Source organism: Candidatus Accumulibacter similis (assembly GCA_013347225.1).
Taxonomy (GTDB): Bacteria; Pseudomonadota; Gammaproteobacteria; order Burkholderiales; family Rhodocyclaceae; genus Accumulibacter; species Accumulibacter similis.
This window is the reverse complement of record CP054595.1, coordinates 2,790,004-2,809,755: the sequence shown is the minus strand read 5'-3', so window position 1 is coordinate 2,809,755 and position 19,752 is coordinate 2,790,004. Positions and strand designations below refer to the sequence as shown.

The 19,752-nt window shown below is 66.0% G+C and carries 16 protein-coding genes and 1 tRNA gene; 9 read left to right on the top strand and 8 right to left on the bottom strand.

Annotated features, from left to right (window positions below):
- Positions 1-50: 50 nt before the first annotated feature.
- On the top strand, positions 51-617 hold the full coding sequence (locus HT579_12415; protein ID QKS29639.1) for a PEP-CTERM sorting domain-containing protein: 567 nt from the start codon (positions 51-53) through the stop codon (positions 615-617).
- 59 nt (positions 618-676) lie between these two features.
- Here the strand turns inward: HT579_12415 and radA are convergent, their stop codons facing one another.
- Genes radA through HT579_12400 form a run of 3 tightly spaced genes read right to left on the bottom strand, consistent with a single transcriptional unit; the run spans position 677 to position 4,073 of the window.
- Complete coding sequence (gene radA, locus HT579_12410; GenBank protein ID QKS29638.1) at positions 677-2,059, bottom strand: DNA repair protein RadA; 1,383 nt, start codon at positions 2,057-2,059, stop codon at positions 677-679.
- 2 nt (positions 2,060-2,061) lie between these two features.
- On the bottom strand, positions 2,062-3,171 hold the full coding sequence (alr, locus tag HT579_12405; protein ID QKS29637.1) for an alanine racemase: 1,110 nt from the start codon (positions 3,169-3,171) through the stop codon (positions 2,062-2,064).
- Positions 3,171-4,073, bottom strand: a complete 903-nt coding sequence (locus HT579_12400; protein QKS29636.1) for a LysR family transcriptional regulator — start codon at positions 4,071-4,073, stop codon at positions 3,171-3,173. Before HT579_12400 ends, alr begins: the two co-directional genes overlap by 1 nt.
- Before the next feature lie 192 nt (positions 4,074-4,265).
- Between HT579_12400 and lplT the strand changes: the two genes are divergently transcribed.
- Together lplT and HT579_12390 are read left to right on the top strand one after the other, a co-directional pair.
- Positions 4,266-5,528 (top strand): lysophospholipid transporter LplT, encoded by a 1,263-nt coding sequence (gene lplT, locus HT579_12395; GenBank protein ID QKS29635.1) that lies wholly within the window; start codon positions 4,266-4,268, stop codon positions 5,526-5,528.
- A gap of 147 nt (positions 5,529-5,675) precedes the next feature.
- On the top strand, positions 5,676-6,197 hold the full coding sequence (locus HT579_12390) for an Lrp/AsnC family transcriptional regulator (GenBank protein QKS29634.1): 522 nt from the start codon (positions 5,676-5,678) through the stop codon (positions 6,195-6,197).
- On the opposite strand, the gene HT579_12385 is transcribed toward HT579_12390, so the two are convergent.
- The 3 genes from HT579_12385 to tsaB are packed head-to-tail and all read right to left on the bottom strand — an operon-like array spanning position 6,194 to position 8,195.
- Positions 6,194-6,991 carry a uracil-DNA glycosylase gene (locus HT579_12385; GenBank protein QKS31632.1) on the bottom strand — a complete coding sequence of 266 codons (798 nt, stop codon included), beginning with the start codon at positions 6,989-6,991 and terminating at the stop codon, positions 6,194-6,196. The two genes, HT579_12390 and HT579_12385, sit on opposite strands and share 4 nt — an antisense overlap.
- Positions 6,992-7,044: 53 nt before the next feature.
- A complete protein-coding gene (gene rimI, locus HT579_12380; GenBank protein QKS31631.1) occupies positions 7,045-7,491 on the bottom strand; it encodes a ribosomal protein S18-alanine N-acetyltransferase in 447 nt (148 codons plus the stop codon).
- 26 nt (positions 7,492-7,517) lie between these two features.
- On the bottom strand, positions 7,518-8,195 hold the full coding sequence (gene tsaB, locus HT579_12375) for a tRNA (adenosine(37)-N6)-threonylcarbamoyltransferase complex dimerization subunit type 1 TsaB (protein ID QKS29633.1): 678 nt from the start codon (positions 8,193-8,195) through the stop codon (positions 7,518-7,520).
- 218 nt (positions 8,196-8,413) lie between these two features.
- Between tsaB and glgA the strand changes: the two genes are divergently transcribed.
- Together glgA and HT579_12365 are read left to right on the top strand one after the other, a co-directional pair.
- The gene (gene glgA / locus HT579_12370; protein ID QKS29632.1) at positions 8,414-9,622 is read left to right on the top strand and encodes a glycogen synthase; all 1,209 of its coding nucleotides are present in this window, start codon (positions 8,414-8,416) and stop codon (positions 9,620-9,622) included.
- A 181-nt stretch (positions 9,623-9,803) separates the two neighbouring features.
- Positions 9,804-11,762, top strand: a complete 1,959-nt coding sequence (locus HT579_12365; GenBank protein ID QKS31630.1) for an alpha-1,4-glucan--maltose-1-phosphate maltosyltransferase — start codon at positions 9,804-9,806, stop codon at positions 11,760-11,762.
- 121 nt (positions 11,763-11,883) lie between these two features.
- On the opposite strand, the gene HT579_12360 is transcribed toward HT579_12365, so the two are convergent.
- Complete coding sequence (locus HT579_12360) at positions 11,884-14,463, bottom strand: glycogen/starch/alpha-glucan phosphorylase (protein QKS29631.1); 2,580 nt, start codon at positions 14,461-14,463, stop codon at positions 11,884-11,886.
- A gap of 318 nt (positions 14,464-14,781) precedes the next feature.
- On the opposite strand from HT579_12360, the gene HT579_12355 reads away from it, so the two are divergent.
- Positions 14,782-15,663 carry a patatin-like phospholipase family protein gene (locus HT579_12355; protein ID QKS29630.1) on the top strand — a complete coding sequence of 294 codons (882 nt, stop codon included), beginning with the start codon at positions 14,782-14,784 and terminating at the stop codon, positions 15,661-15,663.
- 40 nt (positions 15,664-15,703) lie between these two features.
- On the top strand, positions 15,704-16,960 hold the full coding sequence (locus tag HT579_12350; GenBank protein ID QKS29629.1) for a benzoate/H(+) symporter BenE family transporter: 1,257 nt from the start codon (positions 15,704-15,706) through the stop codon (positions 16,958-16,960).
- Here HT579_12350 and HT579_12345 read toward each other — a convergent pair.
- Complete coding sequence (locus tag HT579_12345; protein QKS29628.1) at positions 16,957-18,885, bottom strand: ATP-binding cassette domain-containing protein; 1,929 nt, start codon at positions 18,883-18,885, stop codon at positions 16,957-16,959. The two genes, HT579_12350 and HT579_12345, sit on opposite strands and share 4 nt — an antisense overlap.
- A gap of 266 nt (positions 18,886-19,151) precedes the next feature.
- On the opposite strand from HT579_12345, the gene HT579_12340 reads away from it, so the two are divergent.
- Both HT579_12340 and HT579_12335 read left to right on the top strand, forming a co-directional pair.
- Positions 19,152-19,223: transfer RNA gene (locus tag HT579_12340), tRNA-Arg, on the top strand.
- 351 nt (positions 19,224-19,574) lie between these two features.
- Positions 19,575-19,724 carry a hypothetical protein gene (locus HT579_12335; GenBank protein ID QKS29627.1) on the top strand — a complete coding sequence of 50 codons (150 nt, stop codon included), beginning with the start codon at positions 19,575-19,577 and terminating at the stop codon, positions 19,722-19,724.
- Positions 19,725-19,752 lie beyond the last annotated feature (28 nt).

The window sequence follows — 19,752 nt, the reverse complement described above, 5'->3', positions numbered from 1 at the left end:
CACGGATCGTCCGGCAGACGGCCTGGCGGACGCAAACGGGAGGATTGGTGATGGTCAGCAAGCGATTCGGCAGTGTGCTCGGGATGGCGCTTCTCGCTTCCGCCCTGTCGTTGGCGCCGCCGGTATCGGCGGGTCTGAGCTACAGTGGCGTGTTCAGCGCGCCGGGCTCGGGCGGGCTCAACGGCAGCTACTACGCGATCGGCCAGGAAGCTCACCAGTCGTTCGCGGCAGCGTGGCTGACGCAGGTCAACTCGCTGCAACTCACGCTCAACCTGATGCCCCCCTCGCCGTGGTATTCGAACAACCTCAAGGAGCCGCTCGAGTTCAGCTTCGAGCTCAACGGAACAACGGTCGGCAGTACCCGCTATCTGCCCAACACCGTGCCCGGGCAGTGGCAACCCCGCGACCTCGACTTCGACTTCGCGCCACTGTTCGACGCCGCCGGCAAGTGGACGCTGCGGATGGTGGTGAGCGACGCTGCGACCCCATGCGTCGCCTGCGGCAGCATCATGCTGTCGGCGAACAACCCGTTCGAGATCTCGATCCCGGAGCCGAACGGACTCGCCCTGGTCGCACTCGGCCTCGTCGCCGCCGGCCTGCTCTACCGCCGCCGCTGATCCCTCAGCTGCCGCCGGTTGTCCGCAGCGGCTGGCGGCAGCGGCCCCCGGACGCCAGTTCATTCGAGTTCGCGCAGACGGCCCGCAGCTTCCTCGACCCGCCGCACGGGAATGACCTCGATACCGGCAATCGCCTGCCGCGGCCGGTTCGCCTCGGGAACCAGGGCGCGCGTGAAGCCGAGCTTCGCGGCCTCACGGAGGCGTTCCTGACCGCGTGGCGCCGGCCGGATCTCGCCCGCCAGACCGACCTCGCCGAACACCACGAGTTTCTCCGGCAACGCCCTGTTCTTGAGTGAAGAAACGATCGCCAGGAGGACCGCGAGATCGGCTGCCGGCTCGCTGATCCTGACGCCGCCTACGGCGTTCACGAAGACATCCTGGTCGAAGCAGACGATGCCGGCATGGCGGTGCAGGACCGCCAGCAGCATCGACAGCCGTTGCGCATCGAGGCCGACCGTCAACCGCCGCGGGTTGCCGTGCGCCTGGTCGACCAGTGCCTGCACCTCGACGAGCAGCGGCCGCGTCCCCTCCTGGGTGACCAGCACGCATGACCCGGCGACCTCGGCGCCGTGCTGCGAGAGAAAGATTGCCGAGGGGTTGCTCACCGCCTTCAGACCGCGGTCGGTCATGGCGAAGACGCCGATCTCGTTGACCGCGCCGTAGCGATTCTTCACCGCACGGATCAGGCGGAAGCTCGAATGGGTGTCGCCCTCGAAGTAGAGCACGCTGTCGACGATGTGCTCGAGCACGCGCGGTCCGGCAATGGCGCCCTCCTTGGTGACGTGTCCGACGAGGATCACCGTGATGCCGGTCCGCTTGGCCAGGCGTGTCAGTTGCGCCGCGCATTCGCGTACCTGACTGACCGAGCCCGGCGCCGAACTGAGCTCCTCCGACCACAGCGTCTGGATCGAGTCGATCACCGCCACCCGTGGCGGCGCGGACTGCAGCGCCGCCAGGATCTGCTCGAGATTGATCTCGGCCAGCAGCCGCAGCCTGCCGGTTGCCAGCGCCAGTCGCCGCGCACGCAGTGCGATCTGCTGTCCGGATTCCTCACCGCTGACGTAGAGAACGTTTTCCTTTGCCGCCAGGCCGGCTAGTGCCTGCAGCAGCAACGTGCTCTTGCCGATTCCCGGGTCACCACCGATCAGGATGACGCCACCGCTGACCAGTCCGCCGCCGAGCGCACGGTCGAACTCGCCGATGCCGGTGGAGAGTCGTTCCTCTTCACGCGCTTCGATGTCGGCCAGCGTCTGCACCTCGCTGCAGCCTGCCAGACCGGCGAAGCGACGCTGTCCGGCCGCCGGCGCAGCGCTGGCGACGGTCTCGACCAGCGTGTTCCACAGACCACAGCCCGGGCACTGCCCCTGCCATTTGCCAACGCTGCTTCCGCATTCGCTGCAGGAGAAGTGGCTCTTCTGCTGGCTGCCGCCGGCGCGCGCCACGGTCAGACGGTGCGCACGGGTACGCGCCGGGCAAGCGCACAGAAGAGCTCGTAGCTGATGGTGCCGGCAGCCGTCGCGACTTCGTCGGCCGGCATGCCCTCGCCCCACAGCACGACCGGACTGCCGACGCCGCTGGCCGGCAGGTCGGTCAGATCACAGGCGAGCATGTCCATCGACACCCGCCCGATGGTCTGCGTCCGCTGCCCGCCGACAAGGATCGGCGTTCCCCCGGGTGCATGCCGCGGATAGCCGTCGGCGTAGCCGCAGGCAACGATGCCGACGCGCGTCGGCCGCGTGGCGACGAAGGTACCGCCATAGCCGACACGCTCGCCGGCGGCGATGTCCTGTACCGCCAGAATCCGGCTGCGCAGCGTCATCACCGGCCGCAGGCCGAGGCTCTCCGCATCCTCGCTGGCAAAGGGGCTGCCGCCATAGAGCATGATTCCCGGGCGCACCCAGTCGCGCGCGGTGCTCGGGTAACGCAGGATGGCTGCCGAATTGGCGAGCGAGACAGGCAGCGAGGCGGACTGCGGCCAGTCGTCGAGCATGCGGTCAAAGCGTTCGAGCTGCCAGCGAAGGCACGCCTCGCCACCGTCGGCGTCAGCCTCGGCGAAGTGCGTCATCAGCGTCAGGCCGCCGTCGCCATCGCCAAGCAGCGCTGCCAGGTGCTCGCGCGCCGCCGGCAGTTGCCGCGCCACCAACCCGAGTCGGTTCATGCCGCTGTTCAGTTTGAGATAGATCGGCAGGCGGCGCGACAACCCCGCCTGTCGCAGCATCTGCAACTGATCGAGGCAGTGAATGACAACGCTCAGCTCATGTTCGCAGCATGCAGCCAGATCGGCCGCAGTGAAGAAGCCCTCGAGAAGGAGGATCGGCTGGCGAATCCCGGCTTGGCGCAGGCGCACCGCCTCGTCGATGTCGAGCAGGGCAAAACCGTCCGCCACATCGCCGAGCGCCGTGGCGGCCAGCAGCAGTCCATGACCGTAGGCGTTCGCCTTCACCACCGCCCAGGCCCTCGCCGCGCTGCCACCCCGCGCCGCATGGCGGCGGGCGAGCAGATAGTTGTGCCGCAGCGCCGCCAGATCGACGTCTGCTTCGATCGGGCGCGGCATCAGGCCGTCAGCTCGTGCAGTTTCGCCTTGGCAAAGTCGACGAAAGTCAGCACGACGCGGGAACGGAAGCGCTCCTTCGGGTAGACCAGCGACAGGGTCCGCCGCAATGGCGGCCGCAGCGGAATGGCGATGAGGCTGCCGAGCTGCCTTTCCTTCTCGAAGCTGGCGCGCGAGACGATCGAGCAGCCAAGGCCGGTGGCGACCACGCCCTTGAGCGCTTCCGGGCTGCTGAGTTCCATCAGCGTCTTGAGCTTCCCGGGGTCGATCCCGCACGCGCGCAGGTAATCGTCGGTCACCTCGCGCGTCCCCGATCCCGGCTCGCGGGCGATGAAGTCGTGCGCCAGCAGACTCCGTGCGTCCACCTCCGACCGGCTGGCGAGTGGATGACCCGGCGTGCATACCACCTGCAACTCATCGTCACCACACACCTCGCACTGCAGGGCGGGATGGGTGACCTTCGACTCGATCAGCCCGATATCCAGCGTGTGTGCGGCGACCGCATTGCCGATCGCGTCCGAATTGGCAACCGTCAGGCGGGCGCGGACCTGCGGGTAACGGACGTTGAACTCGCCGAGGATCGGCGGCAGCATGAACTCGGCGATCGTCGTACTGGCACCGACCAACAGGCTGCCGCTCATTTGTCCGGTCATCTCGGCGATCCGGATGTCGAGTTCGTTCGAGAGACCGAGAATCCGTTCGGCGTAATCGAGGACCACCTCACCCGCGGCAGTCAGCGAGACGCGCGCGCCGCCTCGTTCGAAAAGGCGGGTATTGAAGCGTTCCTCCAGTTGCTTGATCTGGAAGGTGACAGCCGGCTGGGTCATGTGCAGGGCCTCGCCAGCCTTGGTAAAGGAAAGATGCTTCGCCACCGCGTGGAACACCTGCAATCGACGATCAGCCACCGGTCATCCCCCCTTTTCCCGCAAACCGAATTCAAACACAAAAGCGCCCTCCCGGCCAGAGCCGCGCCTGCTTGCCCGCCGAGCGACGCCGGAACGCGCAGCGCCGCGGCACGCAGGCCAACAAACTAACAAAGTGCGTCCGTTCATGGTATAAGGCGGACACTCAAGGAACGGCTCCATCAATAATATCTGATGCCCCTCGGTTTTTACATCATCATGGCAGCGCAGTTCTTTTCGGCGCTGGCCGACAACGCGCTGCTGATCGTTGCCATCGCGGCGCTGCGCGAGATGCAGGCGCCTGCCGCGTACGAACCGCTGCTGAAGACCTTCTTCACCGTCTCCTACGTCGTCCTCGCCGCTTTCGTCGGCGCGTTCGCCGACTCGATGCCGAAGTGGCGCGTCATGTTCATCAGCAACGGCATCAAGATCCTGGGCTGCGCCATGATGTATTGGGACGTGCACCCCCTGCTCGCCTACGCGGTCGTCGGGCTTGGTGCCGCCGCCTACTCGCCGGCCAAGTACGGCATCCTGACCGAGTATCTGCCGCACCGCCTGCTGGTGGTTGCCAACGGCTGGATCGAGGGGCTGACGGTCAGCGCGATCATTCTCGGCGTGGTCATCGGTGGCATGCTGATCCAGCCGGACGTGGCGCAGCGGCTGCTCGGCTGCAACCTGCCGCTGATCGATACCGGGGTCGACACCGTCGGCGAAATGGCCCTGTGCTTCGTCGCCACGTTCTATCTGTTGGCCGCCCTGTTCAATCTCCGCGTCCCCGATACCGGTGTCGATCACCGGGCGCTGCACAAGAACCCGTGGTACCTGCTGCGCGAGTTCAACCATTGCCTGCTGCTCCTCTGGCGTGATCGCCTGGGACAGGTTTCGCTGGCGGTGACGACGCTGTTCTGGGGCGCCGGCGCCACCCTCCAGTTCATCGTCATCAGTTGGGCCGAGACCGCGCTGCAGCTCGATCTCTCGAAATCGAGCATGCTGCAGGGCGTGGTGGCGATTGGCGTGGCGCTCGGCGCAATTGGCGCAGCGCGGATGATCACGCTGCGCAAGGCGGTGCGAGTCATCCCGCTCGGCATCGCGATGGGCGGCATCGTCCTGATCATGAACTTCGTCCAGCATACCTGGCTGGCGGTGCCGCTGCTGGTCCTGATCGGCGCCTTCTCCGGCTTCTTCGTCGTGCCGATGAATGCACTGCTGCAGCACCGTGGCCACATCCTGATGGGTGCAGGCCACTCGATCGCCGTCCAGAACTTCAACGAGAACCTGTCGATCCTGGCGATGACCGGCCTCTACTTCCTGATGATCCGCGGACAGTGGTCGATCTACCTGGTGATCACCCTCTTCGGCCTTTTCGTCAGCGGTGCGATGTGGCTCGTCAAGCGGCGACACGAAGCGAACCAGCGCCTGCGCGACGACGTCATCCATCTCGACGACGGCAAACTCTGAGCAACCGTTTCCCGCCCGGCTGACTGACTGCCGCCTGGCAATCGCCGCCCGCAGGGCAGGCCCGGCGCCCGCCGGCGAATTCTGGCGCTTGCGAAGCAGCATGTTTTCCCTATACTGGGCATATTTATTGCACTCAAGAGCCCATTCATGTCCAAAATAACCATCGATCGCTACGATCTTGCGTTGCTTGATGCATTGCAGCGAAAGGGAAACGCGACCAACGCGACGCTCGGCGAACAGATCCGGCTTTCCCCATCGCAGATCAGCCGCCGCATCCAGCGTCTGGAGGAAGACGGGGTCATTGCCGGTTACGTCGCCCTCCTCGCCCCTGGCGCACTCGGCCTGTCGATCACGGCGTTCGCACAGGTGAGCCTGGAGCCGACCGGCGAGTCGGCCTGCGAAGCGTTCGAGGACGCCGTTTCGGCGATTCCGGAAGTGCTCGAGTGCTACTCCGTCAGCGGTGATGCCGACTACATGTTGCGCATCGTCGTCGCCGATCTGGCCGCCTTTGGCGAGCTGACCATGAAGCGCCTGCTCGGCCTGCCGGGAGTGGGTCGCATCCGGACGAGCATTGCGCTGCAGACGGTCAAGCAGACGCACGCCCTGCCGCTCGACCACCTGACGCAGCCCAGCAAACCGCGGCAGCGGGTGCGCTACGCGGAAAGTTAGAGCGCCGTCGCAGCGCCCGGATCGGCTCCGGGACCGAACCCGGCAGCGGCAGCCTTGGCGGCGCGCATCAGCGCGCGCGCGCGGCACAGATCCTCCCAGGCACGCGCCTTGTCGGGTAGTGTCCGCAGCAGATAGGCGGGATGGTAGCTGACGATCACCGGGATGTTCCCGCCACCCGCGGACGTGCCGTACGAGAATGATTGCCCGCGCATGCTGGCGAGCGAGCCGACCCCACCGAGCAGGGCATGCGCCGCCGCACGGCCCAGCAACACGATCAGACGCGGCTGCAGGAGCGCAATCTGTCGCCGCAGATAGGGCGCGCAGGCAGCGATCTCGCCGGCCTCCGGGGTGCGGTTGCCGGGTGGGCGGCACTTGACAGCATTGGCAATGTAGACGTCGTCGCCGCGCTGCAGATCGATCGCTGCCAGCATCGCATCGAGGAGCTTGCCGGCCGGACCGACGAAGGGCTCGCCGCGCGCATCCTCCTCGGCCCCAGGGCCTTCGCCGATGAACAGCCAGTCGGCCTTGAGGTCGCCGACACCAAGCACCGCCTGCCGGCGCGCCTGGCAGAGACTGCAGGCGCGGCAGTCGGCGACACTCTGCCGCAACTCCTCCCACCCCATGGCGGCGATCTCCACGCTGCGATCACCAACGGCTGCCGCCAACGGCCCCTGCGGCACGGCAGCATGAGCCTCGCCAGGCTCATGCTGGTCGAGGCCGGACACCGCTGTCACCCCGCCCTGCGGCAGCGGCGAAGCGGGCGCGCGCAGTCGCCACAGCGGCGACAGGCCCATCTCGCGCAGAATCTGCGGCCGCGTCAGCGGCGGGCGAAGGCGGTCGCCGCCGCTCATGCCAGGAATCTGGCCAGCTCGCACCGCAAGACGAGCGCGTCTTCGCGTCCCTCCGCCGCTGGGTAGTAGCCGCGTCGCAAGCCGATCTGGCGAAAGCCGAACCGTCGGTACAGCGCCAGCGCACCTCGGTTGGACGGTCGCACCTCGAGCAATAGGCTGCTCGCGCCCGCCTGCCGCGCCGTACTCATCGCCCACTCCAGCAGACGGGCGCCAAAGCCCATCCGCTGGCGCTTTCCGGCGACGCTGATGTTGAGCAGGTGTGCCTCATCGACTGCGACCATCAGTACGAAGTAGCCGACCAGCTCGCCGGCGACCCGGCAACCCCAGGCGCTGTAGCCACTGGCGATCGAATCGACGAAGTTGCCGCACGTCCACGGGTGCGGGAAGATGCAGTTCTCGATCGCGACCATCTCGTCGATGTCGCCATCGCCGAGTGGCAACATCTCGACGCGCGGCAGCAACACGGCGCTCAAGCCTTTCCCCCGGTCGCCAGGCGTTCGGCGGTCGTCAGTGCCACCTTGTTGCGCACATAAAGCGGCGCCACCGCCGCCGCATCGACCCCTTCACCACGCGCCAGCCGCGGTGCCGCCAGGCTAGCGACCGCGCCGGCATCGGGCAGGAGATCCGGCAACCAGTCGCGTACCCACTGCGACAGCCGCTGTCGCAGCAACGGATGGGCGGCGAGCCCGTTGCCACAGGCGAGCCAGCCCTCCGTATCGGGCACTGGCAGCGCGTCGGGGCGGCAGACCGCCGGCGGCAGGGCCTCGGTACCGGCGACGACACGGCTGTGATAGACCTCGCCCATGCGCGCGTCGAGCAGGACGATGACGCGCTCGCCGCCACTGGCCAGCGCCATCGCCTCGAGCGTACCCACCGCAATCACCGGCAAGGAATGGGCAACAGCCAGTCCCTGCGCCACGCCACAGGCGATGCGGAGTCCGGTGAAGGATCCCGGACCGGCGGCGAAGGCAATCCCGTGCAGATCGCCATAGCCGAGGCCGGCTTCCTGCAAGGCGCTGCCGAGCAGCGGCAGCAGGGTTTGCGAATGCGCCGCACCGGCCGGGCAGCTGCGACGCAGCAGACGGCCGTCGCACCACAGGGCGATGGAGCCCGACTCGGTGGAAGTCTCGATGGCCAGCAGATTCATCGCCCGTATTCTACCCGTCCTGACCTCCGGCGTCGCCTGCAGCCGCCCACGCGCCCGCTCGCCGCGCCGCAACCGCGCGCACGCCAGGCCCTGTTGCGCCGCAACAAAAGCGGTGCCGATTCTGGCCGGCCACTGCCTTTCCCGATACAATGTCAGGGCTTTCGAAGGACGCGCCGGCGGCGCGCCAAACCCTCAAATCAACAACGGAAAGTACCGCGATGAAAGTACTGCTATTGACGCGAGAGTACCCTCCATACGTTTACGGCGGAGCCGGTGTTCACGTCGAATATCTGTCTGGCGAGCTGGCCAAACTGATGCATGTCGAAGTTCGCTCCTTTGGTGACCAGGACACTGTGGTCGACGGCGTGCGAGTCAAGGGCTTCCCGTTCGGCAACGGCAGCTTTGCCCACGTCGACCGGAAGCTCAGCGGCGCTCTCGATACCTTCGAGGCGAATCTCGAGACGCTCAGCGAACAGGTGGATGCCGACATCGTGCATGTGCATACGTGGTACGCCCACCTCGGAGGCATCCTGGCGAAAACCCTCTACGGCATCCCGCTGGTGCACACGGTGCATTCGCTCGAACCATTGCGACCCTGGAAACGCGAACAGCTCGGCTGCGGCTACGACATGTCGTCGTGGATCGAAAAGACCTCGTTGAGCATGGCCGACGCGGTGATCGCCGTCTCCGAGGGAACCAAGCAGGACATCCTCGAACACTTCGACATCGATCCGGCCAAAATCTCGGTGATCTACAACGGCATCAACGTCGACCAGTACCACCCGACCGACGAGACCGCGGCGCTGGAAAAGTATGGCGTCGATCCCGGCAAGCCGATCGTCCTCTTCGTTGGCCGCATCACCCGCCAGAAGGGCATCGTCCATCTGGTGAACGCGATCCAATACATCAACCGCGAGGCACAGATCGTCCTCTGCGCCGGCGCCGCCGACACCAGGGAAGTGCTGCACGAGATGGAGACGGCGGTCAAGCGGGTCCGGCAGGAGGGTTTCACCAACGTCATCTGGATCCAGGAGATGGTCAGCAAGGCCGAGGCGATCGAGCTTTACTCGCATGCCACCGTCTTCTGCTGCCCGTCGATCTACGAGCCGTTCGGCATCATCAATCTCGAGGCGATGGCCTGCCGGACGGCGGTCGTCGCGAGTGCCGTCGGCGGCATCAAGGAGGTCGTCATCGACGGCGTCACAGGCTTCCTGGTGCCGCTCGAGCAGTTGCATGTCGCCCCCTTCGAGCCGGTCAATCCGGACATCTTCTCGCGCGACCTGGCAGCGGCGATCAACAAGATCCTCGACAACCCGGAACTCGCGGATTCGATGGCTGCTGCAGGCCAGAAGCGCGCGCGCGATGTCTTCAGCTGGACGAGCATCGCCCAGCAGACGAAGCGACTTTACGATTCGCTGCTGAAATGATCTTCGCTCCGGGCGGAAGCATCGCCGCGAGAGACCGCGAGCCGGTCGTTCCGCGACGCCGTTCCCGACCCGGCGGCCGGCGCGCCCGCGCGCCGACATGGATGGGCGGGCCGGCAGCGCCCGTCCGCTTTTTGATTCTTTTCCTGCCGGCACGGCCGGTTCAGGATTCAGGAGCAGCATGATGGTTCCCGAGAACTACCCCCGCGTGATCATCGAAGCGGTCGAGCCGCAAATCCAGGGCGGCCGCTTTCCCATCAAACGTGTCATCGGCGAGACGGTCGCCGTCAGCGCGGATATCTACAAGGAGGGCCACGACAAGCTGGCGGCAGTGCTCAAGGTGCGCAAGGTCGGCGAGAAGAGGTGGCATGAGAGCCCGATGGCCCAGGGCGACAACGACCGCTGGTATGGCGACTTCACCGTCGGCGCGATCGGCTGCTGGGAGTACACGATCGAAGCCTACGCCGAACGCTACCTGTCATGGGCCGACGAAATCACCAAGAAGAACGTCCCCGGCGCCAACCTCAACAGCGAACTCCTCGAAGGATTGCAGATCATCCGCACCTCAGCCGCACTCGCACCAACGCCTGCACGATCCCGCATCAACGGCCTCCTCGCGGCAATGGAGGGTGCACTCGCCGTCGGCGAGCAGCAGGGCGCGATCGACCTCGGCATCGGTGCCGTCATGCGCAGCCTGATGGCGAGTTGTCCCGACCGCAGCGAGGGCCATGAGATGAGCCCGCCGCTGGCGATCATGGTCAATCGTCCGGTGACCCGCTTCGCCGCCTGGTACGAGTTCTTTCCCCGCTCGCAGGGCAGCATGCCCTACCGTCATGGCACGCTGCAGGACAGCATCCGTCGCCTGCGCGAGATCAGGGCGATGGGCTTCGATGTCGTTTACCTGCCACCAATCCATCCGATCGGCCACAGCTTCCGCAAGGGCAAGAACAACAGCCTGGTCGCCGTTCCGGGCGACGTCGGCAGCCCGTGGGCAATCGGCAACGAGCACGGCGGGCACATGGCGCTCGAGCCGCAGCTCGGTACCTGGGCCGACTGGGATCAGTTCGTCGCCACCTGCCGCGAACTCGGAATCGAGATCGCCCTCGACTACGTCATGAACTGCTCCCCCGACCATCCGTACGTCGCCGAGCACCCCGAGTGGTTCTTCCATCGGCCGGATGGCTCGATCAAGTACGCCGAGAACCCGCCGAAGAAATACCAGGACGTCTACCCGCTGAACTTCGGTACCGCCGACCGTTCCGGACTGTGGCAGGAGATGCTGAAGATCTTCCTCTTCTGGGTCGACAAGGGCGTCACCACGTTCCGGGTCGATAACCCGCACACCAAGCCGGTACCATTCTGGGAATGGGTGATCGCCGAAGTGCACCGCAAGCATCCTGAGGTCATCTTCCTCGCCGAAGCCTTCACCAAACCAAAGATGATGCGCTTGCTGGCAAAGGTTGGTTTCGCCCAGTCCTACACCTACTTCACCTGGCGCAACCACAAGCACGACCTGACCGAATACGTCACCGAGCTGACCTGCAGCGAGATGAAGGAGTATTTCACCGGCAACTTCTTCGCCAACACGCCCGACATCCTGCCGCCCATCCTGCAGTTCGGCGGCCGGCCGGCGTTCATCATGCGCGTCGTCCTGGCGGCGACGCTATCGAGTGTTTACGGCATCTACAGCGGCTACGAGCTGTGCGAGAACGACGCGCTGCCGGGCAAGGAGGAGTACCTCGACTCGGAGAAGTACGAGATCCGGGTACGCGACTGGAGGGCGCCGGGCAACATCGTCGATATCATCACCCGGATCAACCGGATCCGCCGCGAGTCGCCGGCCCTGCAGACCTACAACAACGTCCTCTTCCTGGGCGCCGACAACCCGCAGATCCTCGCTTACGCCAAGATGACCGAGGACCGCTCGGACATCATCGTCTGCGTCGTCAACCTCGACCCCTTCCACAAGCATGGATCGGTGTTGCACATACCGCTGGCCACCTTCGGCATCGACGCTGGCGAGCAGTACCAGGCGCACGATCTGCTGTCGGACGAGCGCTACCGCTGGAGTGGCCCGACCGCTTACGTCGAGCTCTCTCCCGAGACCAAGATGGCGCACATCATCAAGATCCGCCGCTGGTAGGCAAGGCCGGCGGGCAGCCGCCAGGCTGCCCGCCGGCTGCAACGGTGGAAGAGCGGCGGGCCGACGGTCGGCGGCCCGGGCGTTCCGCGGTAGGTCAGCCCGGCAACGCGCCCACCCTGTGTCAGTCGGCGCCGGCTGTCGCGCGCTTGAACTGCAGGTCCTCTCCCGAGAGATCTCTCAGCTCGATACGCACCGGCTGCACCTTCCAGATCTCGTCGCAATACTCCTGAATCGCACGATCTGAGGAGAAGAAGCCCGACCGCGCGACGTTGAGGATCGACATCCGCGACCAGCGTTCGGCATCCAGATAGCTCGCCGAAACACGCTCCTGGCAGTCGATGTACGACTGGAAATCGGCCAGCAACATGTACTCGTCGTGGTGCAGGAGGTTGTCGACCAGCGGCTTGAAGATTTCGCGGTCGCCACGGGTGAAGAAGCCGCCGGCAATCAGGTCGATCACTTCCTGCAGGTGCGGATTGGCTTCGTACCACGCGCGCGGCCGATAGCCCGTCCGGCGCAGTTCCCTGACTTGCGGCACGTCCATGCCAAAGAGAAAGAAGTTCTCCTCGCCGACCTGCTCGCGGATCTCGACGTTGGCCCCGTCGAGCGTGCCGATCGTCAGCGCACCGTTCATCTGGAACTTCATGTTGCCGGTACCGGAAGCCTCCTTGCCGGCGAGCGAGATCTGCTCCGACAGGTCGGCTGCGGGAAAGATGGCATGCGCGTTCTTGACGTTGTAGTTGGGGTAGAAGACGACCTGCAACCTGCCGCGCATCGCCGGGTCGCGACCGATCAGGTCGGCGACTGCGGTGATCAGCCGGATCATCAGCTTCGCCAGGAAGTAGCCCGGCGCTGCCTTGCCGCCGAAAATGACCGTCCGCGGTGCCACCTCGAGGTTCGGATCATCCTTCAACCGCTTGTACAGCGAGACGACGTGCAGCAGGTTGAGATGCTGCCGCTTGTATTCATGGATGCGCTTCACCTGCACGTCGAACATCGTCTCGAGATCGACCTCGACACCGGCCGAGCGCGCGATCTCGCGCGCCAGCCGTTGCTTGTTCACCGCCTTGATTCGCCGCCACTCGGCACGAAACGCCGGATCATCCGCATGCCTTTCCAGCTCGCGCAGGCGGGTCATGTCGGTAACCCAGCCCTTGCCGATGGTCTCGTCGATCAGGCCCGACATTGCCGGATTGGCCAGCAGGACGAAACGGCGCGGAGTGACGCCGTTGGTCTTGTTGCTGAACTTCGCTGGCCACATCTCGTGGAAGTCCCGCAGCACGTCGGATTTCAGCAACTCAGAATGCAGTGCGGCGACGCCGTTCACCGCAAAGCTGCCGACCACCGCCAGATGCGCCATGCGAACGTAGCGCGCGCCGTCCTCGTCGATCAGCGACATCCGGCGCAGCCGGTCGTGGTCGAACGGAAAATGGATGCGGACTTCGTCGAGGAAGCGCTCGTTGATTTCGCAGATGATCTCGAAATGCCGCGGCAGAACGCGCTTGAAGAGGTCGAGCCGCCACTTCTCGAGCGCTTCCGGCAGCAGGGTGTGATTCGTGTAGGCAAAGGTGCGGCGGGTGATCGACCAGGCCTGGTCCCACTCCATCGCATACTCGTCAACCAGCAGGCGCATCAGCTCGGCGACGGCGATCGACGGATGCGTATCGTTGAGCTGTACGACGAACTTCTCGTCGAAGTGGTCGAGGTTCTGCTCGCGCTGCAACTGCAGCCGGATCATGTCCTGCAGCGAGCAGGAAACGAAGAAATACTGCTGCTCGAGGCGCAACTGCTGGCCGGCTTCCGTCTCGTCGTTCGGATAGAGCACCTTGGTGATCGTCTCCGAAGAAATCTGGGCATCGACCGCCTGATAGTAGTTGCCAGCGTTGAAGGCCGCGAAGTCGAAGGATTCGGGTGCCTCGGCGCTCCAAAGCCGCAGCCGGTTGGGCGTGTTCACACCATAGCCGAGAACCGGCATGTCCCACGCGGTGCCGCGCACGAGCTTGCCGGGAACCCACTGCACGCGCAGGCGGCGGTTGCCGCTGGCTTCATACTGGTGCTCGGTACGGCCGCCGAGCTTGATCTCGAAAGCGATGTTCGGCCGGTGAATGAGCCAGGGGCTGCCCGAACGCAACCATTTGTCGGTCAGCTCGACCTGCCAGCCATCGCGAATCGCCTGCGTGAAAATCCCGAACTCGTAGCGGATGCCATAGCCGATCGCGGGAATCTCGAGCGTCGCCAGGGAATCGAGATAACACGCCGCCAGCCGACCGAGGCCGCCGTTGCCCAGCCCCGGTTCCTCCTCTTCCTCGAGCAGCAGTTCCAGATCGAGCCCGAACTCCTTCATTGCCTGCCACGCGTTGTCGTAGATTCCCAGATTGATCAGGTTGTTGCCCAACTGCGGACCGATCAGGAATTCGGCCGACATGTAGCAGACAGTCCGGCTACCGCGGTCACGGTAGGTCCGCGCCGTCTGCACCCAGCGCTGCAGCAGGCGGTCGCGCACCGCCTGTGCGAGCGCGACGAAACAGTCGTGGCGGGTCGCCACCTGCGGAAAGCGCGCCTGCACATACACCAGCTTGTCCAGCAGCGCCCGTTTCAGCGCATCCACCCCGAGTCCGGTCCGCCGATCCTCGCGCCCTGTCAGGAAGCCGGGATCCACCGCGGCACCCCGCCCTCCTTCGGCCTTGGTCTTGTCGTTCATGTCGATACCCCCGCAACATCGTTCTTCAGCCATTGGTGACAAATTGTGAAACACCCTCTATGGGGTTCACGCCAGCGGCGAGTCTATAGTATTGTTCGAGGCTGTGCACGTGCGCCCGCTTTTTGCCTCGCAGTTGCGCGGTGGGCGGCCGCATCTTCGCGCCGAGGTGGATCCCTGCCCGCGCGGCGGCCCGCAGACGGATGCTGCGCCTGGCGTGCGGCAGATCTCCTCTGCCATCGAGCGCGCAGGGGATCAGTCACCGACGCGCCGTCGCTTGGCGGCCAGGAAACCCGCAAGAACTCACGAGAGACCTTCTCGATGCCCTACCCGTTGCTGCTCGCCTCACTCGCGCTACTCGCCCTGGTGGGCTGTGCCGGCACTGCCACGACGCCGCCAGCGACGCCGGCGGCGCAACCGGCACGGTCGGCGAAACTTGGCCTGGCGCTCGGTGGCGGCGCGGCGCGCGGCTTCGCCCATGTCGGCGTGATCAAGGTTCTCGAGAGCCAGGGAATCGTTCCCGACATCGTCGTCGGCAGCAGTGCCGGCGCCGTGGTGGGCGCGCTCTACGCCGCCGGCCACAACGGCTTCGAGCTGCAGAAACTCGCCCACAGGCTCGACGAAAGCCGCATCAGCGACTGGTCACTGCCGGCGCGCGGCGTTCTCAAAGGCGAATCGCTGCAGCAGTTCGTCAACGAGGCGGTCGGGCAGCGTCCGCTGGAAGGGCTGAAAAGGCCATTCGGAGCGGTCGCGACCGATCTCCACAGCGGCGAGAGCATCGTCTTCCGCAGCGGCAACACCGGCATGGCGGTGCGCGCCTCGGCTGCCGTCCCCGGCGTCTTCCAGCCGGTGAAGGTGAGCGGCCGCGAGTACGTCGACGGTGGCCTTTCGAGCCTGATCCCGGTACGGGCGGCACGCCAGATGGGCAGCGACGTGGTGATCGCCGTCGACATCTCGGCACGCCCCGCCGGTCAGCCAGTACGCAGCACCTTCGACATCCTGCTGCAGACGTTCACGATCATGGGGCAAAGCCTCGCACGGTATGAACTGCGCGAGGCCGACGTGGTGATCCAGCCGCAGGTCGGCAACATCGGCTCGACCGACTTCCAGGCCCGCCACGACTCGATCCTCGAAGGCGAGCGAGCAGCGCAGGCGGCATTGCCGAAGATTCGTGAAACCTTGCGCAGGCTTGGCCGCCAGTGACGCACCGCCGCTGCCGCCCGCAAGAGCCGACCGCCCCGCCATGAGGCTGCTGAAGGACTGCTCGCTGACAGCCCTGACGGCCGGCTTCGTCGCCGTCCTCGTCGGCTTCACCAGCTCCGCGGTGATCGTCTTTCAGGCGGCTTGGACGCTGCAGGCGAGTACAGCGGAGATCGCCTCTTGGATGCTGGCGCTCGGTCTCGGGATGGGGCTGACCAGCATTTCCCTCTCGCTCAGATACCGCGTGCCGGTGCTGACCGCATGGTCGACCCCCGGTGCGGCGATGCTGATCACGGGCGCCGCCGGTGTCTCGCTGCCCGAGGCGACGGGCGCCTTTCTCGTCTCGGCAGGACTGATCACCGTCGCCGGCTTCTCCGGCTACTTCGAGAGACTGATGGGCCGTCTGCCGATCTCGATCGCGTCCGGCATGCTTGCCGGCGTCCTGCTGCGTTTCGGGCTCGACGCCTTCGGCGCGATGACGAGCCAGTTTGCGCTGGTCTTTCCGATGTTCTGCGCCTATCTCCTGTGCCGCCGGCTGCTGCCGCGCTATGCGATCGTCGTCACCCTGCTGCTTGGAATCGGCATTGCCGGGGCGCGGGATCAGTTGCGCCTGGACGGTCTGCAACTCGAACTGGCGGTGCCGGTGTTCATCGCCCCGCAGTTCTCCTGGACGGCGCTGGTCGGCGTCGCCCTGCCGCTGTTCATCGTCACCATGGCATCGCAGAACGTTCCCGGCGTGGCGGTCATCCGCGCCTCCGGCTATCGGGTTCCGATCTCGCCGCTGATCTGCTGGACCGGTGCCGCCAACCTGCTGCTCGCCCCCTTCGGTGGCTTCGCCCTCAATCTCGCCGCCATCACCGCCGCCATCTGCATGGGCCGCGAGGCACACGAGGACCCCGGCCGGCGCTACGTCGCCGCCATCGCCGCCGGCGGGTTCTACGTCCTCATCGGCATCTACGGCGCGACCGTCGGCGCGCTCTTTCTCGCCCTGCCGCGGGAACTCGTTCTCGCCATCGCCGGCTTCGCCCTGCTCGGCACGATCGGCAACGGGCTCGCCAGCGCGCTTGCCGAGGCAAGCGAGCGCGAGCCGGCACTGTTGACCTTCCTCGTCACCGCCTCCGGAATCTCCCTCGCCAGCATCGGTTCGGCGTTCTGGGGCCTGCTCGCCGGGCTGGCCGCGCTGCTCGTTCTGCGGACGACGCCGACGCACCTGCAGCACCTGCGCACGCCCGCCAAGGAGGCTGCGGCTGCCGTCAGCGAGCGGCCGCCGGCAGGCAATCAGGAGCGACGCAGCGGCTAGCTTTCCAGAGCCTCCCAGCGCTCGAGCAGCGCCAGCAACTCCTCGTCGATCGCCTGCAGCCGCACGGCCAGCCGCTGTGCCTCCTGCGGCGACGACTGGTACAGCGTCGGGTCGGCAAGGCGCTCGCCGATCGCCTGCTGCTCGGCCTCAAGGACCGCGATCCGCTCTGGCAAGGCAGCCAGTTCACGGCTTTCCTTCCATGACAGCCTGCCACCCGCCGTTGCCTTGGCCAGCGCCCTCCCCTTGTCGCCACCGGCAGCCCCCGTCGCGTGCGCGTCGCGGGAACGCTGCTCGGCGATCAACGGTGCTTCGTTCCGACGCCGGGCGGCCTGATGGTCGGCCCAGTCCTGGTAGCCACCGGCGTACTCGCGCCAGACGCCCTCCCCTTCGGCGGCGATCGTCTGCGTCACAACGTTGTCGAGGAAGGCGCGATCGTGGCTGACGAGGAACAGCGTGCCGCTGTAATCCTGCAGCAACTCCTCGAGCAGTTCGAGCGTTTCAATGTCGAGGTCGTTGGTCGGCTCGTCGAGAACGAGGACGTTCGCCGGGCGCGCGAAAAGGCGCGCCAGCAGCAGCCGGTTGCGCTCGCCACCCGACAGCGAACTGACCTGCGAGCGGGCCCGCTGCGGGGCAAAGAGAAAATCGCCGAGGTAGCTGATCACGTGCTTCTTCTGGTTGCCGATGTCGACGAAGTCCGATCCCGGCGAGATGACCTCGATCAACGTCGCCTGCTCGTCAAGCTGGCTGCGGAACTGGTCGAAGTACGCCACCTGCACCTTCGTGCCCAGGGTCACCCGGCCTGTATCGGGCGCCAGATCACCGAGGATCAACCGCAGCAGCGTCGTCTTGCCGGCACCATTCGGACCGATGATGCCGATCTTGTCACCACGCTGCACACGGCACGAGAAGTCCCGCACCACGACCTTGTCGGCAAAGCTCTTGCCGACGCCTTCGAGCGCTGCCACCAGTTTGCCGCTGCGGTCGCCGGCATCCAGCGCCAGCTCCACCTTCCCCTGGCGCTCGCGGCGCGCCAGCCGCTCGCGTCGCAGGCGCTCGAGCCGCAGCACCCGACCTTCGTTGCGGGTCCGCCGCGCCTTGATGCCCTGCCTGATCCACACTTCCTCCTGCGCCAGGAACTTGTCGAAGCGGGCGTTGGCCAGCGCCTCGTCGTGCAGCAGCGCTTCCTTGCGCGCCTGGTACCCGGTGAAGCTGCCGGGGAACGACAGCAGGCTGCCGCGATCGAGTTCGACGATGCGCGTCGCGACGCGCTCGAGAAAGCGGCGGTCGTGGGTGATGAAGACGAGCGTCATCGCCGAGTGCAGCAGCATCTCCTCCAGCCATTCGATGGCCGCCACGTCGAGGTGGTTGGTCGGCTCGTCGAGCAGCAGCAGGTCGGGCGACACCGCCAGCGCCTGTGCCAGCGCCAGGCGCTTCTTCTGGCCACCCGAAAGCGTACCGACAACGCGGTCGGCGTCCAGGGAGAAGCGCTGGATGACCCGCTCCGCCTGCGCTTCGAAGGACCACGCCTGGCGCGCCTCGAGTTCCGTCTGCAGCGCGTGCATGCGCTCCAGCAAGCCATCCTGATCGGCACCTGCCTCAGCCAGGGCGTGCGAAACGCTATGGTACTCGGCAAGCAGGCTCGAGACTTCACCCATGCCGGCAACCACGGCCTCGAACACGGTCTGCCCGGTAGCAAACGGGGGTTCCTGCGGTACGTAGCCGATGCGCAACCCCGGCTGCACCCAGACCTTCCCCTCGTCAAGCCCGCCGCAACCGGCCAGAGCGGCAAGAAGCGACGACTTGCCGGTGCCGTTGCGGCCGATCAGCGCCACCCTTTCGCCCGCATCGAGTTGCAGGTCGGCATGGTCGAGCAGCGGCACGTGGCCAAAGGCGAGCGAGGCGTCGGAGAGAATGATGTGCGGCATGGGCTGGGATCGTTGCGCCGGAGAATGAACGGGTCGAGTGCTGCGGCAACGGTGGTGAGAGCCCGTCAGCCGCACCGTCAGCCGACGGCAGCCGCCTATTCTACCCCGAGCCGGCCGGCCGCAGTCCGCCTGGTCGTGCGGTCGCTGTTGCGGCCTCCAGGGATATCGGGCGATCGCCAGCATCCGTGCTGCCACGGCGGCAACGAACGCCGCGACCGGGCGCGGCTTGGCGGAAGCCTGAGCCAGCGGCTACAATACGCGCCCGCCTCCTCGTAGCACAATGGACAGTGCACACGCCTCCTAAGCGTGGGATACAGGTTCGATTCCTGTCGAGGGGACTCTCCGGGCGTCAGCCGAAGTCCGCAGAAATCCAAAACATCAATATATTCAGTCGATCAGGCAACATTTCCGGTCCATCTCGATCTCGGAAAGTCCACCCATACCCGCGCCCGGCAGGGGTATGACTTGGGGTACGCGAACAGCTGTCGGGGTACGATGCCACTATCAGATGCAGCGCTGTGAGCCGCCAAGACCAGCGAGCGACCAGTAAAGCTGTCCGACGGCCGCGGCTTGTTCCTCCTCGTAAGGCCGGCCGGCGGCAAGCTCCGGCGCTTCAAGTACCGGTTTGCGGTCACGGAACAGCTCCCTGCCGTTGGAAAGTCCCCGACATCACGCTCAAGGAGGCGCGGATGCGCAGCGACGACGCGCACAAACTGCTGGCGCGGGAGATAGACCCAGGCGAGCAGCGAAGGGTCGGCGAAGATACGTCCAAGGTGGTGGCGCGGCGGTGGTATACCTTCAAGAGGCATCGCTGGTGGAGAGCCTTGCAATCACGTTGATCCGTTCGTCTGAAAGCGATGCTTTCCC